This window comes from Pseudoselenomonas ruminis, from assembly GCF_008271295.1.
Taxonomy (GTDB): Bacteria; Bacillota; Negativicutes; order Selenomonadales; family Selenomonadaceae; genus Selenomonas_A; species Selenomonas_A ruminis.
The window spans coordinates 283758-308928 of sequence record NZ_VTOY01000001.1; the positions used below are offsets into that span (position 1 = coordinate 283758).

Genomic DNA, 25171 nt, shown 5'->3' on the forward strand with positions numbered 1-25171 from the left:
TATTGGCTTAACAAGGCCCTTTCCTGTGTCAGGAGAGGGCTTTGTTTGTTGACGGTATATTTTGCCTTTGGCAAAATTGGAACAATGGCGTTATAATAGAATAATCTAAAGAAAAGAAACTCGATGGAGGTTTATATATGCTTGTTGGTGAAGAACGTAATAAAGTAGACCGTATCTGGGATACCTTTCATTCGGGAGGTCTTACGAATCCAGCTACGGTCATTGAGCAGTTCAATTATCTTTTGTTTCTAAAACAGCTCGATGATATTGAGACAAAACGTGAGGCCAAGGCTCGCTTGCTGGGAATTCCCTATAAGAATCAGATATTCAGCCCGGCACAGCAGAATTATCGTTGGAGTGCCTTGAAGAATATGGAGCCGGAAACGGCTTTTCATTTGATGCAGGATGAAATCTTTCCGTTCCTCAAAAATATGCATGCAGATGCTGACTCGGCCTACTCGCGGTATATGGCCAATGCAACGTTCGATATCCCCTCGGCGGCTATGTTTAGTGATGTGGTTGAGCAGATTAACAATCTAGATCTCAGCAAGAAAGACAGTAAAGGCGACCTTTACGAGTATATGCTCTCGAAACTGGCAACTTCGGGGACGAATGGTCAGTTCCGTACGCCGCGCCATATCATCAAGATGATGGTAGAGATGGTACAGCCGCGACTGACCGACAAGATTGTCGATCCAGCGATGGGCTCGGCAGGTTTCTTGGTTGCGGCTGAGGAATATCTGCGTAAGCATTATGAGAAAGAGCTCATGAACAAGCAGACGCATGAGTATTTTGATAAAGAGATGTTCTATGGTTTCGACACTGACCCGACGATGCTGCGTATTGGTGCGATGAACATGATGCTCCATAATGTTCAGAACCCCAATATCGACTATCGCGACAGCCTTTCCGACTCGAATCCGGATACAGATTTGTATACTCTCGTACTGGCTAATCCGCCGTTCAAAGGTTCGCTGAAGGCGGAGAGCGTGGCTGACAGCTTGCTGGCTGTCACGAGTACGAAAAAGACGGAGCTCTTATTCCTGAGCCTGTTCCTGCGTATCCTTCAGACTGGCGGCAGGGCGGCTGTCATTGTTCCGGATGGAGTGCTTTTTGGCTCGTCGAAAGCCCATAAAGCAATCCGCAAGGAAATTGTCGAGAACAATAAACTCACAGCAGTTATCTCGATGCCGGGCGGCGTCTTTAAACCATACGCCGGTGTATCTACGGCAATCCTTTTCTTCACGAAAACTGGCGTGGGAGGAACAGACAAAGTCTGGTTCTACGATATGAAAGCAGACGGCTATAGCCTTGACGACAAACGGCAGGCCATTGACGATAATGATATTCCTGACATCATTGCTCGCTTTAATAACCTTGAGCAGGAAGAAGGCCGCAAGCGCACCGAGCAGAGTTTCTTTGTGCCAGTGGATGAAATCAAGCAGAACGGTTTTGACTTGTCAATCAATAAGTATAAGGAAATCGAGTATGTGCCGGTGGAATATCCCAGCACATTGGAATTGATGACAAAACTGGACAAGCTGAATATGGAATTTAATACTGGTATGGAAAAATTGAAGGAAATGCTGGGGGAGTAACATACAGGTGTTAAGGCACACTACAGTCAATCGTCGTCTGTTCTGTGTATTGCCATCGTATAACTAGTCAATACTTTCGCAAAAGACTTTTCTTAAAGAGGAAAGTGTTCTAATAAATGAAACGTGAGGATTAAAATGAATAGGGCAATCACCCAAATATTATATGAAGTCGCAGAAATAATAATGGGACAGTCACCTGAATCAGAATCTTATAATGACAAGGGGGATGGAATACCTTTTTATCAGGGGAAATCAGATTTTGGTGAAGTTTATCCTACAGTCAGAATGTATTGTACATCGCCTAAAAAGATTGCAATGGCTAATGATATTCTTATGTCTGTGAGAGCACCAATTGGTGATGTCAACATTGCACGGGAAAAATGTTGTATTGGACGAGGATTGGCAGCTATTCGTCCTAGAGGAGAAAATAATCTAAAATATTTGTTTTATTTGCTGGATTATTATAAGGAGCGTTTGGCTGAACAAGGGACAGGAAGCACTTTTAAGGCTGTAGGAAAAGATATCCTTAAAGAATTCAAAATTCCAGTATGGAATCTGGAAAAACAACAAATGATTGCGGATATCGTTGATGAAATACAGCAACTTATCTTTATTCGTAGAGAGGCACTTTCCGTATTAGATGAGCTTGTCAAATCACGGTTTGTGGAGATGTTTGGCGATATGCGCACAAATCCGATGGGCTGGCGGCAATCAACTGTAGGCAAGGAATGTTATTACATTAAAGATGGCCCTCATAAGTCTCCTTCCTATGTATCAGAAGAAACAGGGATTCCCTTCATATCTACAAGAAATATAGTAAACGGTTCTGGAATTGATTGGAGTACAGCAAAATACATATCTAAAGAAGACTATGATTCATGTGTAAAAAAATGTTATCCTCAAAAAGGAGATATTTTGTATTCTAAGGGTGGGACTACTGGTATAGCAAAGCTGGTTGACACAGATAGGAAATTCGCTAACTGGGTACATGTTGCTGTATTAAAGTTTAGGGATAATCTTGATGGAAAGTTCTTTGAGTCCATGCTCAATATGGATTACTGCTATGCGCAGTCTCAACGATTAACAAAAGGGATAGTTAATAAAGATTTTGTATTGAGTGCTATTGCTCAAGTTAAGATATTTGTGCCACCTAAAGAACTTCAAATACAGTATAGAAAGTTTGTAGAGCAGGCCGACAAATCGAAATTGTCCATCCAGCAAAGCATAGAAAACTTGCAAACGCTAAAGGCGAAGCTGATGCAGGAGTATTTTGGTTGATTTATACATTCCCTTGTGTTATAGTCTAGTCATTGGCAAACGTTGTGAAGAGCGTTATACCATTGGATAACTAAAGGAAAAGCACGTTAGGAAGGTTAGGAGCTTCGCTAACGTGCTTTTCTTGCATATTCGCAGCTATGCCAAACTGGGGCTAGTTACTCCGGATTTTTGTGATTAGCCAAGTTAGCCACTTGATAATGTAGTAGGCAGATACATTACCGATGATGGCAATCACTATGCTGTGAAGAGCATCCCTTGAATAACATCCCTTCCTTCTGTTGCGGAGTACCAATTAGGAGGTGAAATGTCAGTTTTTTGATGTTGCGGTAATGTATTTTTTATGTTAGAATTTATATAACAAGAGAAATAAGGCGGAGTATGTAATCGCCGAGATAGCCTGTTGTTAGTGTGGTAGCTAACAGCAGGCTGTTTTTATGTAAATACCCCCTAGCCGAAGCATAGGGGGCTTTGCTAGGTGGTAGACTAGCTTAGAGGTCCTTGCTGTTGTGCCGCGTTAGCCGTTCATAGATGAAGTTGCCAATTATACTGGCAACTACGCCTACTGCAAGAGAAATAAAAAGGTCGACGAGCATGTAATCACCTCCCTTCATTGAGGTGGTTAGCTGCATCAACAGCAGAATAATTATAGCATTTTTGTGGATATGATGCTATAATCGCTTGTATTTGTGGTGTTGGAGGTTGGTGGGAAGGAATACGATTGTGAAGGATACCGTCATTCAAGAAGTTATGCAGTCTATGTTGCCGTTTTTGGATAATGCTCAGTTGTTGCAGTTGCAAGCTGTTTTGACTGAGTGTTTGGCAGGTAGGAACGTGGTTGCCGTTCAAAGTGCCGAAGCTGCTGTGTTGAAGCTTGGTAATGACGAATTGTTGAATATGTTTTTGGCGGCTAAAAAGGTTGAGGGGTGCAGTGACAGGACGATACGCTATTATCGGCTTACTTTGCAGAAGGTTTTGGGGCAGCTGAAGAAACATTTGACGCATATCACAACGGAGGACTTGCGGGCGTATCTTTCCGGTTATCAAGAGGCGCATGGATGCAGTCAGAGGAACATCGACAACATTCGCCGAATTTTGTCGAGCTTTTTTGCATGGCTGGAGGAAGAGGACTATATCCTCAAAAGTCCCGTACGTCGTATTCATAAAATCCGTACAGCGAAGGTTGTAAAGGAGACATACAGTGATGAAGCATTGGAGCAGATGCGGGATAACTGCATGACCTTGCGGGATTTGGCAATCATTGATCTGCTGGCATCTACAGGCATGCGAGTAGGCGAATTGGTACGGCTGAATCGAGCCGATATTGATTTTGCAAATCGGGAGTGTATAGTACTTGGCAAGGGGAGTAAGGAGCGTCCGGTTTATTTCGATGCGCGGACGAAGATACATCTGCAAAATTATCTGGTGAGTAGACAGGATGATAATCCTGCCTTATTCGTGTCGCTACAAAGACCTTATAGGCGATTGCAAATAAGCGGCGTAGAAATAAGGCTAAGAGCACTGGGGTGTAGGCTGGGAATAAACAAAGTACATCCGCATAAGTTCCGTCGCACGCTGGCGACCAAAGCCATAGACAAGGGCATGCCTATCGAGCAAGTGCAACAGCTATTGGGACATAGCAAGATTGACACGACGATGGAATACGCTATGGTTGACCAGAACAATGTGAAAATTTCCCATCGCAGATATATTGCTTAGTGACAAATCACGGTTTGTAGAGATGTTTGGAGACCCGGTGGTTAATACGCATGGGTGGGAGAAAACTCGATTAGCAGACAAGTGTGATATTGTAACTGGTAATACGCCATCACGCAAAGTAAAGGAATACTATGGAAGCAATATCGAATGGATAAAATCGGACAATATCACGGATGCTAAGACCTTAACTACTGCCACAGAATACCTTTCTGAAAAAGGTGAGGAAGTCGGACGTACTGTGGAGGCTGGAAGTATTTTGATGACCTGTATTGCAGGTAGTTTGCGTTCCATCGGTAATGTTGCCATAGCTGACCGAAAAGTAGCATTCAACCAACAGATTAACGCCATAATTCCTAATGAGCAAAATACACATTTCATGTACGAGCAATTCAGATTATCCAAAGACTATATTTGTAGTGGTGTCAATATGGCACTAAAAGGAATTTTGAGCAAGGGGCAACTTTCTGAAATAGAGTTCGTATTTCCACCAATCGACCTACAAAACCAATTCGCCGACTTCGTAGCACAGGCCGACAAATCGAAATTGTTATTAGGCAAAGTGGTAAGTTTGGGGCATGTGCCAAAATAATTATAAGATTTTGCGAGTAATATGTTATAATATACAGAAGATTGACGTTTGACATGTCAAAATCAAGCCACGTTCCAGCGGAGTGTGGCTTTTTGTTCGATAAATAAAGGAAAGACACCGGTGGTCGTTTTACAGGGAGGGGAAATGATGGGCTCAAATTTTGACTTTATGAATCAGGAACCCAAATGGAAGCATATCGCTGACCGTATAAAGAAAGCAGAGCAAGGGCTTTCTTTGGCGCCGGAGACTACGGCTATATTTTGCCGTTCTGCTCTGGAACTCGGTATCAAGTGGGTATATATTCAAGAGGGCCTGTCGATTGCTGACCCCTTCAAGGCTGGCCGTGATAAAGAACTACACACACTGCTGCATAGCTATGAGTTCAAAAATGTGGTGGATAATCCGACGTTGTGTGCGATGCTTGACCGGGTGCGGCGCATCGGCAATGCGGCTGCCCATGGGGAGAGTATATCCCGTTCGGATGCGATTCTTGTCCTGCGCATTATGTTTAACTTCTTTCAGTGGATGGCGTACTGCTATAGCGATGCACCTACGGATTTGCAATTTGACGATACATTGTTGCCGGTTGAGGGCGTGGATGCTCAGCAGAGTGAGAAGCAATTGGCAAATCTCAATGCGAAACTTTGCCAGCAGGATGAAGCGCTTTCGAAAAAAGAGCAGGAACTGGTTAAGGCCAGGGCAGACATGGCTGAGATGCAGCGTCAGATGCAGGAACTGCGTAAGGCAAGGCAGCAGGAGCAGTCCTTTAAGGTGGATGAAATCACTGAGGCCGAGACGCGCCGTCGGTTTATCGATTGGGATTTGCGTGAGGCGGGCTGGTCAATTGGTGGGAACTGTGCCATCGAAGAGGCTGTCATCGATATGCCGAACGCGCAAGGTGTCGGCTTTGCAGACTATATTCTCTATGGCGCTGACCGCAGGCCACTAGCTATCATTGAAGCCAAGCGTACGAGCTATAGTGTCGAGAAAGGGCGTGAGCAGGCGAAGCTCTATGCAGATTCCAAAGAAAGGGAATTTGGGCGGCGTCCGTTTATTTTTTTGACGAATGGATATGATATATATTTCCTTGATGATGCGAGTGGCTATGACAAACGGCGTGTATCGGGATTCTTCTCGCCTGAGGATTTGGCCGACCGCATGTATCAGCGTGAGAACCGCAAGCCGATGACAAGTGTACAGGCTAATCCAGAGATTGCGGGGCGTCCGTATCAGTTACAAGCGATTCGGGCTGTGCAAGAGGCAGCCGATGGTATGCGGCGGCGTTTCTTGCTGGTTCTCGCAACAGGAACGGGCAAGACCCGTATATCAATCAGTTTGTCGGATCTCTTTATGGTGACAGGCTGGGCTAAACGCATTTTGTTTTTGGCCGACCGCACGGCACTCGTGACGCAGGCGATGGAAAAGTATCAGGAGTTTTTCAAGGAGCGGGCGTCACTGGCAAATCTTTTGGAGCATCCTGAACAGGCAACTACAGCACGCATCGTATTCTCGACTTATCCGACGATGATGAATGCCATTGATGAAGCACGGGGCAAGGATGGTCTGCGTAAATTTTCTCCAGCTCATTTTGATTTAATCGTCATTGACGAGAGCCATCGCAGCATCTATCAACGCTATCAAGCGATTTTCGCCTACTTTGATGCGATGCTTTTAGGGCTTACGGCGACCCCGAAGAGCGATGTGGACAAGAATACCTATCGTCAGTTCCATCTGGATAATGGCGTGCCGACGTTCGAGTATGATTTTGACTCGGCGGTGAAACAGGAGTATCTGGTTCCATTTGAATTGCTGAATCGTACGACGAAAAGACTGCGCGAGGGAATCAAGTATAAAGAGCTCAGCGAAGAGGATAAAGCCCAGATGGAGTTAGAGATGGGGCTTGAGGGCGAAGAGATTCCCGATGTCAAGAATTCGGAAATCAATAAGTACTTCTTTATCCGTGAGACGGTGGAGAAGGTGCTGGATGATTTGATGGAGAGTGGCCTGAAAATCGAAGGCGGCGACAAGCTGGGCAAGACGATTATCTTTGCACGCAATCGCAAGCATGCGGAGTATATCGTGCAGGTTTTCCATGAACGTTATCCAGAATACAAAGAGGATTTCATTAAGCAGGTTGACGGCAGTGTGGATTATCACGATCATATCATCAAAGAATTCACCATGCCGAATAAAGCACCACAGATTGCGGTGTCGGTAGATATGCTTGATACCGGTATTGATGTGCCAGAGCTGGTAAACTTGGTGTTTTTCAAGACAGTACATTCCTTTAGTAAGTTTTGGCAGATGATCGGCCGTGGAACGAGATTGTGCCCGGATTTATATGGCCCAGGACAAGATAAAGATGGTTTCCGTATCTTTGACTATGGCGGGAACTTTGAATACTTCGAAGTGCATGGGAACAAGGGCAGCAATGACAAGTTGCAGACACCAATCAGTGAGCGGTTGTTCAATGTTCAAGTGAATGTCTATCATTTGTTGCGGCTGCAAAATGATCCCGAGGAAAAGGATTTTGTTGCAGAACTTCGTGAAAAAATATTGACTGCAGTAAAGAATCTGAATCAGGATAGTTTCCGTGTTCAGCAGCAGCGCGAATATGTTATGCGCTATAGTGAGGCACAGACCTGGGATGTGCTTACTGAGCAGAATGTGCAGGAAATAAAAGCGCATATTGCTCAACTCATGACTACGGTTGATGAGGATGAGTCGGCGCGGCGGTTCGATTTATTGCTATATTCAATGATGCTGGATACGCTTGAAAGTAAAGATATTGAGCGCAAGGCTAATATGGTCAGAGAAACGGCAGAGCGTCTCAGTGCCGATACCTTGCAGAGTATTTCGCTTGTGCAGGTACATGCAGACTTTATCAAGCGGGTACGGCAGCCAGAGTTTTGGGAACAAGTCACGATTCATAAATTGGAGCAGACGCGCAAGGAGCTCCGTGATCTTATTCGTTTGCTCACGAAGAGCAAGAGTCCTATCTATACGGTGGACATCTCCGATGAGTTGATTGAACTGCCTGGTGTGCATGAGACACCAGCTCAATATGCATCGGAGGCTTATGAGAAGAAAGTGACACGGTATTTGCAAGACCATAAAGATAATCTGGCCGTGTATAAGCTCAGAAATAATAAGCGCTTGACGAGCACTGACCTTAAAGAATTAGAACGTATCCTGTGGCAGGAGCTTGGCACGGAACATGACTATGAAGAGACGTATGGAAATCTTCCAGTAGGGCAAATGGTACGCAGGATTGTCGGTATGGAGCGCGGCGCAGTCGAAGAAGCTTTTGCTGAGTTTTTGCAGGCAAATCGGCTCAATTCCAATCAGATGGATTTTGTGCAGCGCATCATTGATTACATTGCCCAGAATGGAGTTATGGAACGCGAGGATTTGCTGAATCCTATTTTTGATTCGTGCGGAGATTTGATGGATATCTTTGCAGGACAAGAAACGGAAATTAGTAAGATACTTGAGCGTGTAGACATGGTGAAGAATAACAGCATCGAGATTGCCTAAGCGTGATATCACTGAGGCAGAATGGTTCGCCTGACTGGTCAAAAAAGTTGACCGGTCAGGCGAATTTTGACTTTTAGGATGCCTGGGGGCGGCGATGGTCAACTTGACAAGTCAAGCAGGAATTTGACTTGTCAAAAACGAACTATCAGAGGATAAGAAGAGGAAAATGGGCGTAACTGGGGAGAGGACTTATTATGAGCAAGAAAGACCAGTTGAAGAATCGGCCTTATATATTGACACCAGAAAAACGGGCGGCGCTGGAGATGCTGGATATCCCGCTCGCGATATATCAGTTTTTGAACGGCAAGATTCACGTGTTGTTGGTATCGGATGGGCTGCTGGCTTTGCAGGAGCCGGGCTATACGCGTGAACAATTGGTCTGCCAGTTTGAAAACGATATGTATAAAAACGTTCATCCCGATGACACGGTTCATGTTGCCGTGGCAGCCATGGATTTTGCGCGCACGCATGGCAGCATATACGATGCCTTGTATCGGGAACGGCTCTATGGCAAGGAGGAGTATCGCATTTTGCATGCCCGTGGGACTCATCGCTACCTTGCGGATGGCACGGAGTATGCGGTGGTGTTTTATGATGATGTGACTGAGGCGATTGACGAATCCCATTCGCATGAGAAACTCTATATCCATACGCTGGAAGAATTAATCAATAGCAACGGGGAAGCGTTTGCCATTGTGGGGGCAGAGGGGCACGAGCTTTTTATGTGCAATCGTGAGATGCGCGTGCTTTGGCCGCCGGTTCGTTTTTTTGACAGTGGCATAACCTTTGAGGAATATTTTTATCCAGCAGGGGATACGAGTGTCATTGAGCTCGAAGCATTAGCCGATGGACCCGAGACGATTGTGCCGGTGGCAGGCGGCGAGACGGAAATATTGCTCCAGGTAATCCGAACGATTTGGAAGGGGCAGCCGGCTTATTTGTTGCGGGCGGCATTACGCGATGAAAAGTTTTACGATGAACTGACGAATCTTCCCAATGGCAATTACTTCCGTCTGCGCGGCCATGTGGCAGCTAAACGCATTATGCGGGAGGGAGCGCAGCCGGCGGTCATCGATATCCGCGTTCAGCGCATGCCGTCGCGTATGAGCAGGTATGACTTTTCGGATGATGATTTGATGAACCGTATTGCCGGACAGATCCGGCGGCAGTTTCCCGAGGAACTTGTCTGCCGGTTTGCGCGCGAGCGGTTTGTAGTGCTAAGTGCTGCCGACAGGGTCGAGCAGGCTTTTGCCGAAGTCAAGCGGCAGGTTATGGAGCAGGAAAAGGGCGAGGTCCTGCGCCTCTATGCGGGCATCTGTCTCGGTGGTGAAGATGAGAAAGCCTTCCTGCGCGCCTGTGACCGGGCGAAGCTGGCCGCAGATTTTTTGCGCCTGTCGCAGGATAAAGATTGTGTGCATTACACGGCGGAAATGGAGCAGCAGGTCGAGCTTCACGATTATGTTGCGGCCCATATTGACGATGCGGTGCGACAGGAATACATTCAGGTGTATTATCAGCCGATTGTCCGCACTATGACGCGTACGCTTTGCAGCTTTGAGGCGCTGGCGCGCTGGCAGGACCCGCAGCGCGGTATGTTAAGCCCAGGGATTTTTATCCCCACGCTTGAAAATACCCGGCAGATTCATAAGCTTGACTGTTATATGATTCGCCAGATTTGTAAGGACTTGCGCAAATGTCTGGACATCGGGCGGCCGGTCGTCCCGGTTTCGGTTAATCTTTCGCGGCTGGACTTTTTGCTTTGCGATATTTTTGCGGTGGTCGAGGAGGCCGTGACGGCGCAGAATCTTTCGCGCAGCCTTTTGCATATCGAGGTGACGGAAAGCCTGCTGGTAGGTGAGGAAAAAGTCCGGCAGCAGATTGCGCGGTTTAAGGCGGCTGGTTATGCCGTCTGGATGGACGATTTTGGCAATGGGTATTCCTCGCTTAACACGTTAAAAGACTGCGATTTTGATGTGCTCAAATTGGATATGCGTTTTGTGTCGCAGTTAAACGACCGTTCGCAGGAAATCATCCGCTATACGGTAGCGATGGCCAAGCGCATCGGAATCATGACGTTAGCCGAGGGCGTGGAGACCGAGGAACAGCTGCGCGTCTTGGCGGAAATGGGCTGCGAGATGGTGCAGGGCTATTTCTTTGGCCACCCGCAGGCGCTGTTTAGTGCCTTTGAACAGATTCGCCAGCAGGGCATGGAAATCGAGCAGGTGGACGATGCCGCATTGTTCCGGGAAATTAGCCGTACGGATTTTTTGATTGATGATGGCATGGCGGTTGTGGAGTTCTGGCGGTCGCGGCTTCACTATCTAGGGGCCAATCCCTGTTATATGGAGCTTCTTCGTCTGTTTGGGTTTGACGGGCTTCAGGAAGCTGAGACACGCGTCAACGCCGGCGCGATGAATTGGATTAACCAGCTCTATGAACTTTGCCAGGATGCACGCAAGCAGGGACAAATCGTTTTGCATAATTTCCTGTTGAAGGGAAATCTTTGCCTGCTCAAAATCGAATACATTGGCGAGCGGAGCGGTCATCAGTATTACCGCTTTACCACGCATAATGCGACCAATAATTTTACGAGTCTGGAGCTGTCAAAGTTTCATCCGTCGTCGCAGTATTTGATTGAGATGTTTCAGGATATCGTCCTCATCGATGTAGGGCAGGACAGTTTTGAAAAGGTCTATTCGCAAAAACATTGGGGCGGGTTTGAAGGGGCGCTGTCGCTGCAGGAGGTTATCGGCCTGTTCGCGCAGCATGTCATTCATCCCGAGGACCGCAAGCGCTTTGTATCATTGATGCAGGACGATTGGCTGGCACTCATGGAAAAACAGGAGCAGCGCTGCCTGCGTGAGTTTTTCCGCATCAATCTGCCCGGGGGCGCCTGCCGCTGGGTGGCCCTTAACATCATTGCCACAGAGTCGAATAAGCGGTTCCTGTTCTGTATTCAGGAATTGCCGCAGGAACGGTTAGCCGATTATTTCAATTATGTCTATGCGCAATATGAGACGGCCGCCCATCACGAGGTAGATGAGCTGACCGGCTTACTGAACCGGACGGGAATTGACCGTTATGTTTACGAGTACTTGGAGCAGTATCCCGATAAGACTGGCGTTTTGCTGGTGGCGGATATCGACAATCTGCAGTTCATCAACGATCGTTATGGCTATGTAGTTGGCGATGAAGCCATTCGGTGTGTCGCAAGTGACGTTAAATATTTATTTGGTCATGACAGCATTATTGGCCGCAATGCCAGCGATGAATTTTTGGTGTTTATTAAGGATACCGACTGGGCCCAGGTGGAAGAGCGCGTGCAGCGCTGTGCTGTCCGGCCGCATACGTTCACCTTTGAAGGCAGCGAGATTGCCATTACACTTTCGATTGGCGCGGCAGTTTACCCGGTTCATGGCATGAATCTGCCCGTGCTGGGACGCAAGGCCGATGCAGCGCTCTATCAGGCGAAGCTGCAGGGCAAGAATACCTATCAGCTGTTTGATGCAACGGTTAACAGCCGCCTGCGTACCACCCAGGGGCTTGATGACATAGAAATCATGGATGGCCTGCCCGGGGCGGTCATGGTATACCGGGCCACGGGGCAGGGGGAAATTCTCTATGGCAATCAGGCGCTGGTGGATTTGGCTGAGTGCGAGGACATGGATGATTTGCTGCGCTTTGTGCAGGGCAGTTTCCGCAATCTCATTATGCCCGAGGACCGCGATGCCGTCGAAAAAAGCATTTGGAACCAGATTATGCATCAGGAAGGCAAGCGCATTGATTTCGTGACGTTCCGGATTGTCACGAAAAAGGGCAATATCCGCTACGTTCACGACATTGGGCGCTTGGTGCGCAGCCCCGAGCATGGCGAAGTGTTCTATGATTTCCTTTACGACGATGCCAAACAGCGCCGGCTGATGGATTATCAGACGCTGCCGTATGATGCCGGCATTGCGGCGACGCTGTCTCAGGAGTTTTTGACGGTTTATTCGTTGCGCTTGCCAGAGGAGACGTTTGAAATCCTAAAGCTTCATGACCGTCATCGGGTGAAATTTGATCGTTTGCTGCTCGATCGGCCATACCGGGAGATTGTCGACGGCTTTATCAATATGTCCGTTTGCGAACGCGACCGCAAAGCGGTGCGGCAGGCGTTGTCGACGCGGTACATGTTTGAACAGTTGTCGAAAGCCCCGTATTACAGCCAGATATACTTAAACGATGAGCAGGTGTATTATGAAATCAAAATTGCCCGGGAAAGCAGTGCGGGCGACAGCATGCAGGTGCTTATCGGTTTTGCTGAGTGCGATGAACATTCGCGTCGGGAGATGTACGACCGTCAAATCATCCAGGCAATTGCCCAAGAGTACGGTTTGATTCTCGAATTGCAGCTGCGGGAGGATAAGGTTGCCCGTTGCTTGCAGCGGGCGGAAAGCATGGGAGCCGCCTGCTACCAAAAACTTATTGATTGCAAGAGTTACTCGGCGGGGCTCGTGGATTTTTGCCGCGAAGCCGTGCAGGAAAACTATCGGGAGGAAATGCTGGCGAGATTGTCGGTATCCGCGCTTGGGCAGGAACTTTGCCAGCAGTGCAGCACCAGCGGGCGGTTTGAAAACAGCGCTGGCAGGTTCTACGCCTGGAAGGCCGTGCGCATTGATGAGGCGGAAAGTAGTGTCAATCACGTTCTGCTGGCGCTGGCGGATCAGGATGAAGCTATCCGGCGCGAATATACCAATGCGTTGGAAAAACGGCAGAATAGCGATATGATTGCTGGGCTGGCCGAAGAATATGCGGCCGTTTATTTGCTGGATTTGCTGACGGGGGACATGATTCCCTTCCGGCAGGAATCGAAGAAGCTCGAAGCGGTCTTCCCGATTCAAAAGGGGTATAGCCGTGCGATGCAGTCCTTTGTGTCGCAACGGGTTTATGAACCAGAACGCCTGCGGGTGCTTACCGACAGCAGTTTGGAAAAGGTGCAGGCCGAACTTGGCAAAAACAATACCTATTCGGTGATATTCAGCGTCTGGCATGACAAGATGCTCTATTTCCGTGAGCTCAAATTTGTCCGGATGAATCCCAATGGCGAACCCAAGCAGGTCGTGCTGGGCTTCTTGGATCGTGACGATGAGATTCGCCTGCGCTATGTCAACGATCAGCTGGTCAAGGAGTACAGTGCGATTTACGTCTGTGAATTGGAATCGGGCCGGATTCGCGGATTCCTGCCATTTAGCTATGTCAAGAGACAGCATGAGTCCCGGGATTATCACACGGTTATTGGCTCGCTGGCAAAACTCGTGGCGCCAGCCTATAAGCCGCTATGGGAGCAGCTGAGCAATCCGCAGTATGTTCAGAAGCTGCTGGCTGCGGATAACCGCCGGGAATATATTTACGAAATGCCGGGGAAGGAGAATACCTGGCGACGGGCGATCCTTCAGGTCACGGACCGGCAGCTCGATGGAAGGGTATCGCGCATCATCATGTCCTTTATGGCGATTGATTTCAAGCAGGCCGAGCAGCTGGCACTTGACCGCAAGGTTAAACAGCAGAAGAAAAAGCTGGAGGTACAGCATGACCAGCTCGCGCTGGCGCTTCAGCAGGCAAATGCGGCCAGCAAGGCCAAGACGGATTTCTTGTCGAATATGTCCCATGATATTCGCACGCCAATGAATGCCATTATCGGCTTTACGGAACTGGCCGAAGTGCATAAGAATAACAGCCGCTTGGTGCAGGAGTATTTGCAAAAGATTTCGATGGCCAGCCACCATCTGTTGTCGCTTATCAACGATGTGCTGGACATGAGCCGCATTGAGAGCGGTAAAGTGACCTTGGAGGAAAAGCCAGTCAATTTGCAGGAATTGGTTGGGGGAATCCGGGATATTCTGCAAAATGATATGAAGCAGAAAGGGCTGGATTTTTTCCTGGATGTCGAGGGCGTCAAAGATACTGTAGTTATCTGCGATAAGCTGCGCATCAACCAAATCCTGTTGAACTGTCTGTCCAATGCGATGAAATTCACGGCAAGTGGCGGCAGTATCGGCTTGCGCGTCGTACAGATGGATAATGCGCCTGTTGGTTATGGAAATTTCAGCTTTGAGGTCTGGGATACGGGTATCGGTATGAGTGAGGAGTATGTCCGGCATATTTTTGAACCGTTCACTCGCGAACGGACCAGTACGGTCAGCAAAATCCAGGGTACGGGCCTTGGCATGGCGATTGTCAAGAATATCGTCGACATGATGAACGGTTCGATTAGCGTTTACAGTGAGCAGGGCTGTGGGACGACGTTCCATATCGAAATCGCGCTTCGCTTGGCCAAAACGGCAGCGGTGCAGCAAACCGAGAAACGCAAAGCTATGCTGCCTGAGGCAGGCCATTTTGCGGGCCGGACGATTCTCGTCGTTGAAGATAATGAAATCAATTTGGAGATTATTTTGGCGCTGCTCGGCGATTATGGCGCAGAACTGGTGCCAGCCGAAAATGGTGCGCTGGCGGTGGAACGTTATGCCGAGGACCCCAAGCGGTTTGACCTCATCCTCATGGACATCCAGATGCCGGTTATGGATGGACTCGAAGCTACCCGGGAAATCCGTAAGTTGGAAGATGGAAGGCGGCACGTCCCCATCCTGGCCATGACCGCTAATGCTTTTGCGGAAGACCGGCGCGTGGCGATGGATAGCGGCATGGACGACTACATCACCAAACCTGTTGATGTACCATCGCTGTTATTAAAATTGCAAGAATATCTTGGATAAGGAAAAGACGGCAATTTGTCCGGGAAACGGAGGATTGTCGTCTTTTTGTATTACGATTGTGCACATGCGGGCTAAAAAGTTCTATTTGGTAGAAAAATATGGATAAAAGTAATAAAATACGTTAATATATAGCTTAGGAGTTGTAAACAATGTTAAAACAATGGAAACTTTATGATACAGTGCCTGAGTCGGCGGCGTTTGCCCAAAAACTTGGCATTACGGAATTGTCCGCAGGGATTTTGTGGCATCGTGGGATTACCAATATAGAGGAAGCAGAGCGTTTTTTGCATCCGGAGAAGCAGCCGTTTTATGATCCGTTTCTCATGAAGGACATGGATGCAGCTGTTGCCCGCATAAAACAAGCGATAACGGGCGGAGAAAAAATCATGGTCTATGGCGACTATGATGTCGATGGCATGTCGGCAACGTCACTGCTCGTACACAATCTAAAAAAACTCGGGGCGGCGGTATCGTTTCATATTCCCGACCGCGTAAAGGAAGGGTATGGCTTTAACCTGCCTGCACTTCAGCAGATTGCCGCTAAAGGCGTAACGCTTTTGGTATCGGTGGATTGCGGCATCGCTTCGGTGGATGACGTGGCGGCTATGAAGGGGAAACTGGATATCATCGTGACCGACCACCATCTGCCGGGTGATGTGCTTCCTGACGCGCTGGCCGTTGTCAATCCGCATCGCGCCGATTGTCCGTACCCCGATAAGGAATTATGTGGTGCTGGTGTCGCCTTTAAGCTTTGTCAGGCTCTTTGGCGTGAACTAAAAGGCGAAGAATACGGACAGGATTTGGAATTGGTGGCGCTCGGAACTGTAGCGGATATTGTTCCGCTCACCGGCGAAAACCGGCGCATTGTAAAAGAAGGATTGGCTTCGATGCAGGATTCTTCGTTTGCCGGGATTCGGGCGCTGATTCATGTGGCGGGCATTCAGGACAAGGCCGTAAATACTGGTCATGTCGGGTTTCAGTTGGCTCCGCGGCTCAACGCCGCCGGCCGCATTGGTTCTGGAACCAAGGGTGTTCGGCTGCTGCTCTCAGAGGATAAGGAAGAAGCGGATAAGCTGGCCAATGAGCTTGATCTGTTAAACACCAAGCGCCAATCGATTGAGCAGGAAATTTTAAAGCTGGCCGAAGACCAGCTGGCTGGCAAAGACCCGGACAATATGCCGGCGCTCGTAGTTGCTGGCGAAAACTGGAATCCCGGTGTGATTGGCATCGTGGCGTCCCGCTTGGTAGACCGCTACTACAAACCGACGATTGTCCTTAGCATCCAGGATGATGGCGTTTGCAAGGGCTCCTGCCGCAGCATCGAGGGTTTGCACATGTATGAAGCACTCAAAAAGTGCCAGGACCACATCATCCAGTTTGGCGGCCATGCGCAGGCGGCAGGGTTATCCGTAGAGCTTTCGGAGCTTCCGGCTTTTCGCGAGGCCTTTTCCAAGGTGGTAGCTGAAACGCTTTCCGATGAGGATTACATTCCCAAGGTCAATGTGGAATTTGAATTGGCTCCCGAGGCTGTTACGTTTGAGCTGGTAGAGGAGTTGGCGCTCTTTGAACCTTATGGCATGGGAAATCCCAAGCCGCTCTTTGGCTGCCGGGGAATTCGTGCGATGGGGGCGGCGGCAATTGGCAGCCAGAAACAGCATTTGCGCTTTCAGGTGGGCAAGACCGCGGCGCCGATTGCGGCCCTCTTTTGGAACAAGAGTGAGTATGCGGGTATCGTCAATGCCGAGGCGATTGATATGGTATACAGCCCTGCGATTAACGAATGGCAGGGGCGCCGCAGCCTTCAGTGCATGGTGGATACCTTGGGCCCCGCTGATGGGGAAAAGGTATTCCCCGAGCGTGAGCAGCTCGTGGCGATTTACCGCTTCCTCTATGGGATTCAGCAGCAGGAAAATAGCATTCCGTACACGGCTGCTGAGCTTACCATGAACTTTTGCCAGCGGGGAAACCGCATTTCCCTGTATACGATGAGCACAGGGCTGCGCATTTTTCAGGAGCTTGGTCTTTTGCGGCTCGATTTGAAAGAAAATCACTACTATCTGCCGAAGGCTTCCGGCCGGATGGAGTTAGATAATTCGCCGACGTATCGACGTCATCGCTGAGGAGGGAAGAGAATGAACGATAAAGATAAAGCCCCAGTCACCATTGAATCGATCCTTGCGTCGGTACTGGCCTACGAGCCAAAAGCAGATACGGCGATGATTCAGCGCGCCTACGATTTGGCGGCAGCTGCGCACAAGGGACAGACCCGCGTGTCGGGCGAAGAATACATCATCCACCCGCTGCATGTGGCGCAAATCCTGACGGAACTTCATATCGATGATGTAACGGTCAGCGCGGCGCTCCTGCACGATGTCGTCGAGGATACGCTCTACACGAAAGAGCAGATTGAAGAGATGTTTGGCGAGGAAGTCGCCATGATTGTCGATGGTGTGACCAAGCTCGGGCGCATCAAGTATAAATCAAAAGAAGAAGTCCAGCTGGAAAACTACCGCAAGATGTTTTTGGCGATGGCCAAGGATATCCGCGTTATCATGGTCAAGCTGGCCGACCGCCTGCACAATATGCGCACGCTCAAGTACATGCGCGAGGACAAGCAGAAGCGCATTGCCAAGGAGACCATCGAAATCTATGCACCGCTGGCGAACCGCCTCGGTATTTCCAATGTCAAATGGGAATTGGAGGACCTTTGCCTGCGTTACCTTGAGCCGGAAATCTACTACGATTTGGTCGAGAACGTCAAACAGAAGCGCAAGGAGCGCCAAATTTTCATCGACACGGCGATTGCGGCGATTGCGGAGAAATTACAAGAGGCAAAAATCAAGGCCGATATCAAAGGCCGCGCCAAGCATTTTTACAGCATCTATAAAAAGATGAAGCGCGACCATAAGGATATCAGTGAAATCTATGATTTGTCAGCCGTCCGCGTGCTGGTGGACAGCGTCAAGGACTGCTATGGCGTTTTGGGCGTTATCCATGCGATGTGGAAGCCGATTCCGGGACGGTTTAAGGATTATATCGCCATGCCGAAATCAAACGGCTATCAGTCGCTGCATACGACGGTTATGACGCGCGGGTATCCGCTCGAGATTCAGATTCGTACGTTCCAGATGCATCAAGTATCGGAGTACGGTGTTGCTGCGCATTGGAAGTATAAGGAAGCCGGCAAGGGGGCCACGGCGGGCAAGGCCGTTGACCAGAAGATGAACTGGCTTCGCCAGATGGTCAACCTGCAGCAGGAACTTTCCGACCCGAAGGAGTACTTCGAGGCGTTGAAGGTGGATATCTTTTCCGATGAAGTTTTCGTCTTTACGCCGAAGGGTGATGTCATCGATTTGCCGAAGGGGTCGATTCCGATTGACTTTGCCTATCGCATCCACACCGAAGTCGGTCATCACTGCGTCGGGGCCAAGGTCAATGGCAAGCTCGTACCGCTTGAGCATAAACTGAAAAATGGCGATATCGTGTCGGTTATTACCAATAAGGCGAACAATGGCCCGAGCCGTGACTGGCTGAACATCGTCGCTTCGTCGGAGACTCGCAGTAAAATCCGTTCGTGGTTCAAGAAGGAGAAGCGCGAGGAAAATATTGAGCGCGGTCTGGAACTCTTAAAGGATGAGGCCAAGCGGCTCGGTTATGCGCCCAAAGACCTCATTAAGGAAGGCCGGCTGCTGGAGGTTGCGAAAAAACTCAATATCCTGACGGAAGATGACCTATTAGCAACCCTTGGCTATGGTGGTGTGCCGATTCATGGCATTTTGACCAAGCTGATTGAGATGCACAAAAAGGAAGTTCAGGAGCGCACGCCACCGGATATTTCGAAAATCATTGCTGAACTCAAGCATCCGTCGCAGAGTGGTAAGAAGAACAAATCAAGCCACGGTGTGCTGGTCGAGGGCGAAAGCGGCGTCATGGTCCGTTTAGCCCGTTGCTGCAATCCGATTCCGGGTGACCCGATTGTTGGATTTGTTACGCGCGGCCGCGGCGTGTCGGTACATCGGACCGACTGCCCGAATGTGCTGCAGGATACCGATTTTTCGCGTCTGATTGATGTCGGCTGGGATATTGGTCTTGATAAACAGTACACGGTAGAACTCGAGATTGTTTGCAATGACCGCAGTGGTATCCTGAACAATGTCTTAGCGGTTCCGACCGAGATGAAAATCAACATCCACAGCATCAATGCGAATCCGAACCGCAGCAACAAGACGTCAACGATTATGCTGGGCCTTGATGTGCGCAATTCCACCCAGGTCACGCAGATTATGACGAAGCTGCGCCGCGTAAAAGACGTTTACAGCGTAGTCCGGAAAATGAGCAGTAATGTTAATGGCTGAAGGTGAAAATACTGTCTCTCGTAAGGTGAGGCAGTATTTTTTGTAAAATGCCAAAGCAGCTGGCGGATAGTTTGTCATAAGGCTATTTTTCTGCTATAATAAATTTATTTGATTCATGAAGTTATACGTGTATTATAGATAGGACAGTACGGTTCGTTTTGATACATGAAGGGGTTGGTTTTATGGCACAGACTTTTACAATGGAGGATTTGAAGGAACGTTTGCAGGCGCGCCAGCATAAAATGACGCCGCAGCGCCAGACGGTACTGCAGATTTTCCTGGAGCATCCCGGCGAACATCTTTCGGCGGAAGATGTTCATAGCATTTTGCGGGAAAATAAATCGGAGATTGGTCTCGCGACAGTTTACCGGAGCCTTGAACTGTTATCGGACCTTGGGATTTTGCAGAAGATGGAATTTGGTGACGGGTGCAGCCGTTACGAGGTCAATACGACCAATCCGTCGGAGCATCATCATCACCATTTGATTTGCACGAATTGTGGCAAGGTCATTGAGTTCGAGGATGATTTGATGGATGATTTGGAAGCTGATATCGAAAAGAAGATGGGCTTCCATGTAGAAAACCATCAGGTAAAATTCTACGGCGTCTGCAAGGAGTGTCAGCAGGCTTGAAGGTAAGGACTTTTACGCTCAATTCGAAAAAAGAAATCATCTCGAAGATTACCCGCGAGGTCCTGAGCCTATTCAAGGTGGAAGTCGTTGGCCGCCGGGGCCAAAGCGATTATGAGCAGCTGTCGGTAGTCAACCGGCGCCTGCCCGTTATGGCCGAGGGCGCACATGATGGACAGCTCGTCCGCATGGAAACCACCCTGCTGCTGTTTGATGCGGCAGGCGAAGTGAAACGCTGGGTGCGCGTGGCCGAAGGCAAGGGCGATGAGCTCGAGCGGGCTGCCGTAAACCGCACGATTAAGCGGAATCTTTATGATATCTTTGTCGAAGAGCTTCACATGCCCCAGGCACCCTGGGGCATTCTGCATGGCGTCCGGCCGACGAAAATTGTCCATCGTTGGATTTCGTACGGCATGGAGGAAGAAGCCATTGTCAAGCGGTTGATGACCGACTTTGCCTGCAGTGAGGCAAAAGCCCGCATCATTACGCCGATGGCCTTCCGTCAGCTGCCGTTTTTGAAAACGTCGGATGAAAAGACCATCAGCATTTATGTAGGAATTCCGTTCTGCCTGACCCGCTGCTTGTACTGTTCGTTTCCGGCTAATATCCTGCCGGGCGAGAAGCAGCTCGACAAGTTTATGGCAGTCCTGGAAAAAGACTTGGCGGCAGCCAAAGCGGCTGTGGAGCACTATGGCTTTACCGTGCAGAATGTTTACATTGGCGGCGGCACGCCAACGGCTCTGCCAGACCGCTATTTTGCGAATATGATGCAGATGGTATATAATGCTTTTTATGGGCCAAATTTGGTGGAGTTTACGGTAGAGGCCGGACGCCCCGACAGCATAACGCCAGCCAAAATCCAGACGATGGTGGACTGCAAGGTCAGCCGTGTCAGTGTCAACCCGCAGACGATGCAGCAGCGCACGCTGAAAATCATTGGCCGCCAGCATACGCCCGAGGATGTCGTGGCGATGTATCAGGCCCTGCGCAAGGCCGGTATTCCTGAAATCAATATGGATTTGATTTTGGGGCTTCCGGGGGAGACGGCCGAAGATGTCCGCGATACGATGGAAAAAGTTGTCGCGTTAAAGCCCGACGATATTACACTTCATGCGCTGGCCTTAAAGCGCGGCTCCCGGCTCAAGCTCATTATGGAGGAGCGTCATGTCGACCTGCCCGGTGATGCGGAAACCCGCAAGATGTCTGAGGTCGCGATGTCCTTTATTGAAAAGGGCGGCTATCAGCCGTATTACCTCTACCGCCAAGGTTACATGTCCGGCGATTTGGAAAATGTCGGCTGCTGCCGCAAGGGCGCTGAGGGCATGTATAACATCCAGATTATGGAAGAACATCAGACCATTATCGGGATTGGCGGTTCGGCCACGACAAAGGTCGTTGACTTTGCCCGCAAGCGCATGAAATCATCATTTAACGCCAAAGATTTGGTAACGTATCTGCGTGATGTAGATATCTATATAGAAAAACGCAGGCAGCTTCTCGAAGAGGCCTACGGAAAACAGGGGGAAACCAACGAATGTTAACCAATGCCCCTCGGGGAACCAAAGACATTCTGCCGGATACCGTCGGCGAATGGAATTATGTAGAAAGCAAAATCCGTGAGCTCTGCGGCCGTTATGGATTCGAAGAAATCCGCACGCCGGTATTCGAGCATACGGAGCTTTTCCATCGCGGTATCGGTGAGGGCACCGATGTCGTCGACAAGGAAATGTATACGTTCAAGGACCGCGGCGACCGCAGCATTACGCTGCGTCCGGAAAATACGGCTTCGGCTGTCCGCGCGTACTTGCAGAATAAACTCTATGGCGATTCGTCGCTCGTAAAGCTCTTCTACATCGGCTCGATGTTCCGCTACGACCGTCCGCAGGCCGGCCGCATGCGTGAGTTCCATCAGTTTGGTGTCGAGGCACTTGGCGAAGAGAATCCGATGGTCGATGCCGAAGTCATCATGGTAGCGATTGATTTCCTGCGTTCGCTGGGGCTTAAAGACCTCAAGCTGAGCCTGAACTCTGTTGGCTGCCCGCATTGCCGTCCGAAATATCGCGAAGTCCTGCAGGACTATTTCCGCGATAAATTAGACGACCTCTGCGACGACTGCAAAGACCGTTTTGAGCGCAGCCCGCTTAGAATTCTCGACTGCAAGGCCGATGCGGATAAGCCGTATATGGCTGACGCACCGAAGATTACGGACTGTCTCTGTGACGAATGCCAGGAGCATTTCCACAAGGTACAGCAGTATCTGACCGATGCTGGCATCGAGTTTGAGCTCGACCCGCGTCTCGTCCGCGGTCTTGATTACTACACGAAGACGGCGTTTGAAATCAAGTATGCTCCGCTTGGCGCGCAGAGTGCGGTCGCTGGCGGTGGCCGCTACGATGGCCTCATCGAGGAAATCGGCGGTAAGCCGACGCCGGCCGTTGGCTTTGCCACGGGTCTTGAGCGCGTCCTTTTGGCCCTCGAGAAGCAGAACCTGCTGCCGGAGATGGACAAGAAGACTGACGCCTATGTGGTGGCGCTCGGCGATGCGGCCCAGGGGCCGGCATTCAAGCTATTGACGCAGCTGCGCCAGGCTGGCCTCAAGGCTGGTATGGATTATGCGGGCCGCAGTATGAAGGCCCAGATGAAACAGGCAAACAAGGCGAATGCCCGCTTTGCGCTGATCATCGGTGAAGACGAAGTCAAAGAATCCTGCGTGATGCTCAAAGATATGGAAAAGAGCGAGCAACAGAAGGTTTCTTTTGATACAATAATAGAAAAGCTATGTGCTGAGGTGAAAGGTTAATGGAAACATTACAAGGCATGAAGCGCACGCATCATTGCGGTGCACTTCGCAAAACCGACGTTGACCAGGAAGTCGTCCTGTGCGGCTGGGTCTCCCGTCGTCGTGACCATGGTGGTCTGATTTTCGTTGACATGCGTGACCGTTCCGGTTTCGTGCAGGTCGTATTCGATGAAGCTTCCATGAATGAGGGCACGTTCCACAAGGCTGAGTCCCTGCGTAACGAGTTCTGCATCGCTGTCCGCGGTAAAATCCGTGCCCGCAGCGAAGAGACCATCAATCCGAATATGGAGACTGGTGAGATTGAGGTCGTTTGCGCAGAACTGCGTATCCTCAATGAGGCTAAGACGCCGCCGTTCTACATTCAGGATGGTGTCGACGTTGATGAGAAGGTTCGCCTCAAGTATCGTTATCTTGATTTGCGCCGCCCGGAGATGCAGAAGAACATCATGCTGCGTCACCGCGTCACGAAAATCATGCGTGACTTCTTCGACCGCAACGGCTTCCTCGAGATTGAGACGCCGATGCTCTGCAAGAGCACGCCGGAAGGCGCTCGTGACTTCCTCGTTCCGAGCCGCGTAAATCCGGGTGAGTTCTACGCTCTGCCGCAGTCCCCGCAGATTTTCAAACAGATTCTGCAGGTCGCTGGTTTCGAGAAATATTTCCAGATTGTCCGTTGCTTCCGCGATGAGGACCTTCGTGCTGACCGTCAGCCGGAGTTCACGCAGCTCGACATCGAGATGTCCTTCATGGATCAGGATCAGATCCTGGGCCTGATGGAAGAGCTCGCCAAAGAGATGTTTGAAAAGGCAATCGGTGCGAAAATCGAAACGCCGTTTGAGCGCATGGATTGGGATACGGCTATGGACAAATACGGTTCTGATAAGCCGGACCTCCGCTTTGATATGCCGCTCATGGATATCTCCGAGTACGTCAAAGGTTCGGACTTCAAGGTATTCAATGCCGTTATCGAAAACGGCGGTATGGTCAAGTGCATCAAGGTTGACGGCTATGCTGACATTCCGCGCCGCCGCCTCGACGACCTCGTTAAATTCGTCCAGATCTATGGCGCGAAAGGCCTTGCCTGGATTCAGTACAGCGAAGAGGGCATCAAGAGCCCGTTCAAGAAATTCTACAGCGATGAGACCTTTGCCAAAATCGCTGAGGCTACGGGTGCCAAGACCGGCGACCTGCTGCTCGTCGTTGCCGACAAGCGTCTGGTCGTTGACACGGCTCTCGGTCAGCTCCGCCTTGAGATGGGTAAAGAGCGCAACCTCATCGACCCGGATGCACTGCGCTTCCTCTGGGTTGTCGACTTCCCGATGTACGAGTGGAGCGACGAGGAGAAACGCTGGAAGGCTATGCACCATCCGTTCACGGCACCGCGTGACGAGGATATCCAGTATCTGCAGTCCGACCCGGGCCGCGTAAAGGCAAAGGCTTACGACATGGTCCTCAATGGTGTCGAAGTCGGTGGCGGTTCGCTGCGTATCTACAATGCAGAGCTGCAGGAGAAAGTCTTCGAGTCTCTGGGCCTCACCTATGAGCAGGCGCATGAGAAGTTCGGCTTCATGATGGATGCGTTCCAGTATGGCACGCCGCCACATGGTGGTCTGGCATTCGGTCTCGACCGTCTCGTCATGCTCATGGCAAAACGCGATTCGATTCGCGATGTCATCGCCTTCCCGAAAAACCAGAGTGCCCGCGACGTCATGTCGGCAGCACCGTCGGCAGTCGATGAGAAACAGCTCCGTGAGCTTTCGATTCGCACGGCTGTCAAGAAAAAAGAGAATAAACAGGAACAGTAAGCAGTTGCGTTCCTGCTTTCGGGCACCTTTCCCATGGCAAAATGGGAAGGGTGCTTTTTCTATGCGGTGAACAAGGAAAAAACGGGAAGAGGACGAATACTATAAAAAAGAT

General features: G+C 49.8%; 12 protein-coding genes. All 12 read left to right on the forward strand.

Features of this window, described 5'->3' with window-relative positions; translation table 11 throughout:
* The first annotated feature begins 137 nt into the window (after window positions 1-137).
* Window positions 138-1598 carry a type I restriction-modification system subunit M gene (locus FZ040_RS01185; RefSeq protein WP_149170318.1) on the forward strand — a complete coding sequence of 487 codons (1461 nt, stop codon included), beginning with the start codon at window positions 138-140 and terminating at the stop codon, window positions 1596-1598.
* A 135-nt stretch (window positions 1599-1733) separates the two neighbouring features.
* Window positions 1734-2876: a restriction endonuclease subunit S gene (locus tag FZ040_RS01190; protein WP_149170319.1), complete on the forward strand. Its 1143-nt coding sequence runs from the start codon at window positions 1734-1736 to the stop codon at window positions 2874-2876.
* A 720-nt stretch (window positions 2877-3596) separates the two neighbouring features.
* On the forward strand, window positions 3597-4592 hold the full coding sequence (xerA, locus tag FZ040_RS01195) for a site-specific tyrosine recombinase/integron integrase (RefSeq protein ID WP_149170320.1): 996 nt from the start codon (window positions 3597-3599) through the stop codon (window positions 4590-4592).
* 37 nt (window positions 4593-4629) lie between these two features.
* On the forward strand, window positions 4630-5181 hold the full coding sequence (locus tag FZ040_RS01200) for a restriction endonuclease subunit S (protein ID WP_255448690.1): 552 nt from the start codon (window positions 4630-4632) through the stop codon (window positions 5179-5181).
* 144 nt (window positions 5182-5325) lie between these two features.
* Window positions 5326-8718: a DEAD/DEAH box helicase family protein gene (locus FZ040_RS01205; RefSeq protein ID WP_149170321.1), complete on the forward strand. Its 3393-nt coding sequence runs from the start codon at window positions 5326-5328 to the stop codon at window positions 8716-8718.
* A 194-nt stretch (window positions 8719-8912) separates the two neighbouring features.
* Window positions 8913-15470, forward strand: coding sequence for an EAL domain-containing protein (locus FZ040_RS01210; RefSeq protein ID WP_149170322.1), 6558 nt, complete (start codon window positions 8913-8915; stop codon window positions 15468-15470).
* A gap of 149 nt (window positions 15471-15619) precedes the next feature.
* Window positions 15620-17590 carry a single-stranded-DNA-specific exonuclease RecJ gene (recJ, locus tag FZ040_RS01215; protein WP_149170323.1) on the forward strand — a complete coding sequence of 657 codons (1971 nt, stop codon included), beginning with the start codon at window positions 15620-15622 and terminating at the stop codon, window positions 17588-17590.
* A 12-nt stretch (window positions 17591-17602) separates the two neighbouring features.
* Window positions 17603-19825 carry a RelA/SpoT family protein gene (locus tag FZ040_RS01220; RefSeq protein WP_149170324.1) on the forward strand — a complete coding sequence of 741 codons (2223 nt, stop codon included), beginning with the start codon at window positions 17603-17605 and terminating at the stop codon, window positions 19823-19825.
* Window positions 19826-20007: 182 nt separating this feature from the next.
* Entirely contained in the window at window positions 20008-20457 is a 450-nt protein-coding gene (locus FZ040_RS01225; protein WP_149170325.1) for a Fur family transcriptional regulator, read from the forward strand.
* Window positions 20454-21995, forward strand: a complete 1542-nt coding sequence (gene hemZ / locus FZ040_RS01230) for a coproporphyrinogen dehydrogenase HemZ (RefSeq protein ID WP_149170326.1) — start codon at window positions 20454-20456, stop codon at window positions 21993-21995. Before FZ040_RS01225 ends, hemZ begins: the two co-directional genes overlap by 4 nt.
* The gene (hisS, locus tag FZ040_RS01235; protein ID WP_149170327.1) at window positions 21989-23254 is read left to right on the forward strand and encodes a histidine--tRNA ligase; all 1266 of its coding nucleotides are present in this window, start codon (window positions 21989-21991) and stop codon (window positions 23252-23254) included. The genes hemZ and hisS overlap by 7 nt, the downstream gene beginning before the upstream one ends.
* Complete coding sequence (gene aspS, locus FZ040_RS01240) at window positions 23254-25059, forward strand: aspartate--tRNA ligase (protein ID WP_149170328.1); 1806 nt, start codon at window positions 23254-23256, stop codon at window positions 25057-25059. The genes hisS and aspS overlap by 1 nt, the downstream gene beginning before the upstream one ends.
* The last annotated feature ends 112 nt before the right edge of the window (window positions 25060-25171 follow it).

Excerpts from the sequence above, each read along its gene's own strand:
- FZ040_RS01185 (WP_149170318.1), top strand. The coding sequence starts at position 138 with ATGCTTGTTGGTGAAGAACGTAATAAAGTAGACCGTATCTGGGATACC.
- FZ040_RS01190 (WP_149170319.1), top strand. The coding sequence starts at position 1,734 with ATGAATAGGGCAATCACCCAAATATTATATGAAGTCGCAGAAATAATA.
- FZ040_RS01205 (WP_149170321.1), top strand. The coding sequence starts at position 5,326 with ATGATGGGCTCAAATTTTGACTTTATGAATCAGGAACCCAAATGGAAG.
- FZ040_RS01210 (WP_149170322.1), top strand. The coding sequence starts at position 8,913 with ATGAGCAAGAAAGACCAGTTGAAGAATCGGCCTTATATATTGACACCA.
- recJ (WP_149170323.1), top strand. The coding sequence starts at position 15,620 with ATGTTAAAACAATGGAAACTTTATGATACAGTGCCTGAGTCGGCGGCG.
- FZ040_RS01220 (WP_149170324.1), top strand. The coding sequence starts at position 17,603 with ATGAACGATAAAGATAAAGCCCCAGTCACCATTGAATCGATCCTTGCG.
- FZ040_RS01225 (WP_149170325.1), top strand. The coding sequence starts at position 20,008 with ATGGCACAGACTTTTACAATGGAGGATTTGAAGGAACGTTTGCAGGCG.
- hisS (WP_149170327.1), top strand. The coding sequence starts at position 21,989 with ATGTTAACCAATGCCCCTCGGGGAACCAAAGACATTCTGCCGGATACC.
- aspS (WP_149170328.1), top strand. The coding sequence starts at position 23,254 with ATGGAAACATTACAAGGCATGAAGCGCACGCATCATTGCGGTGCACTT.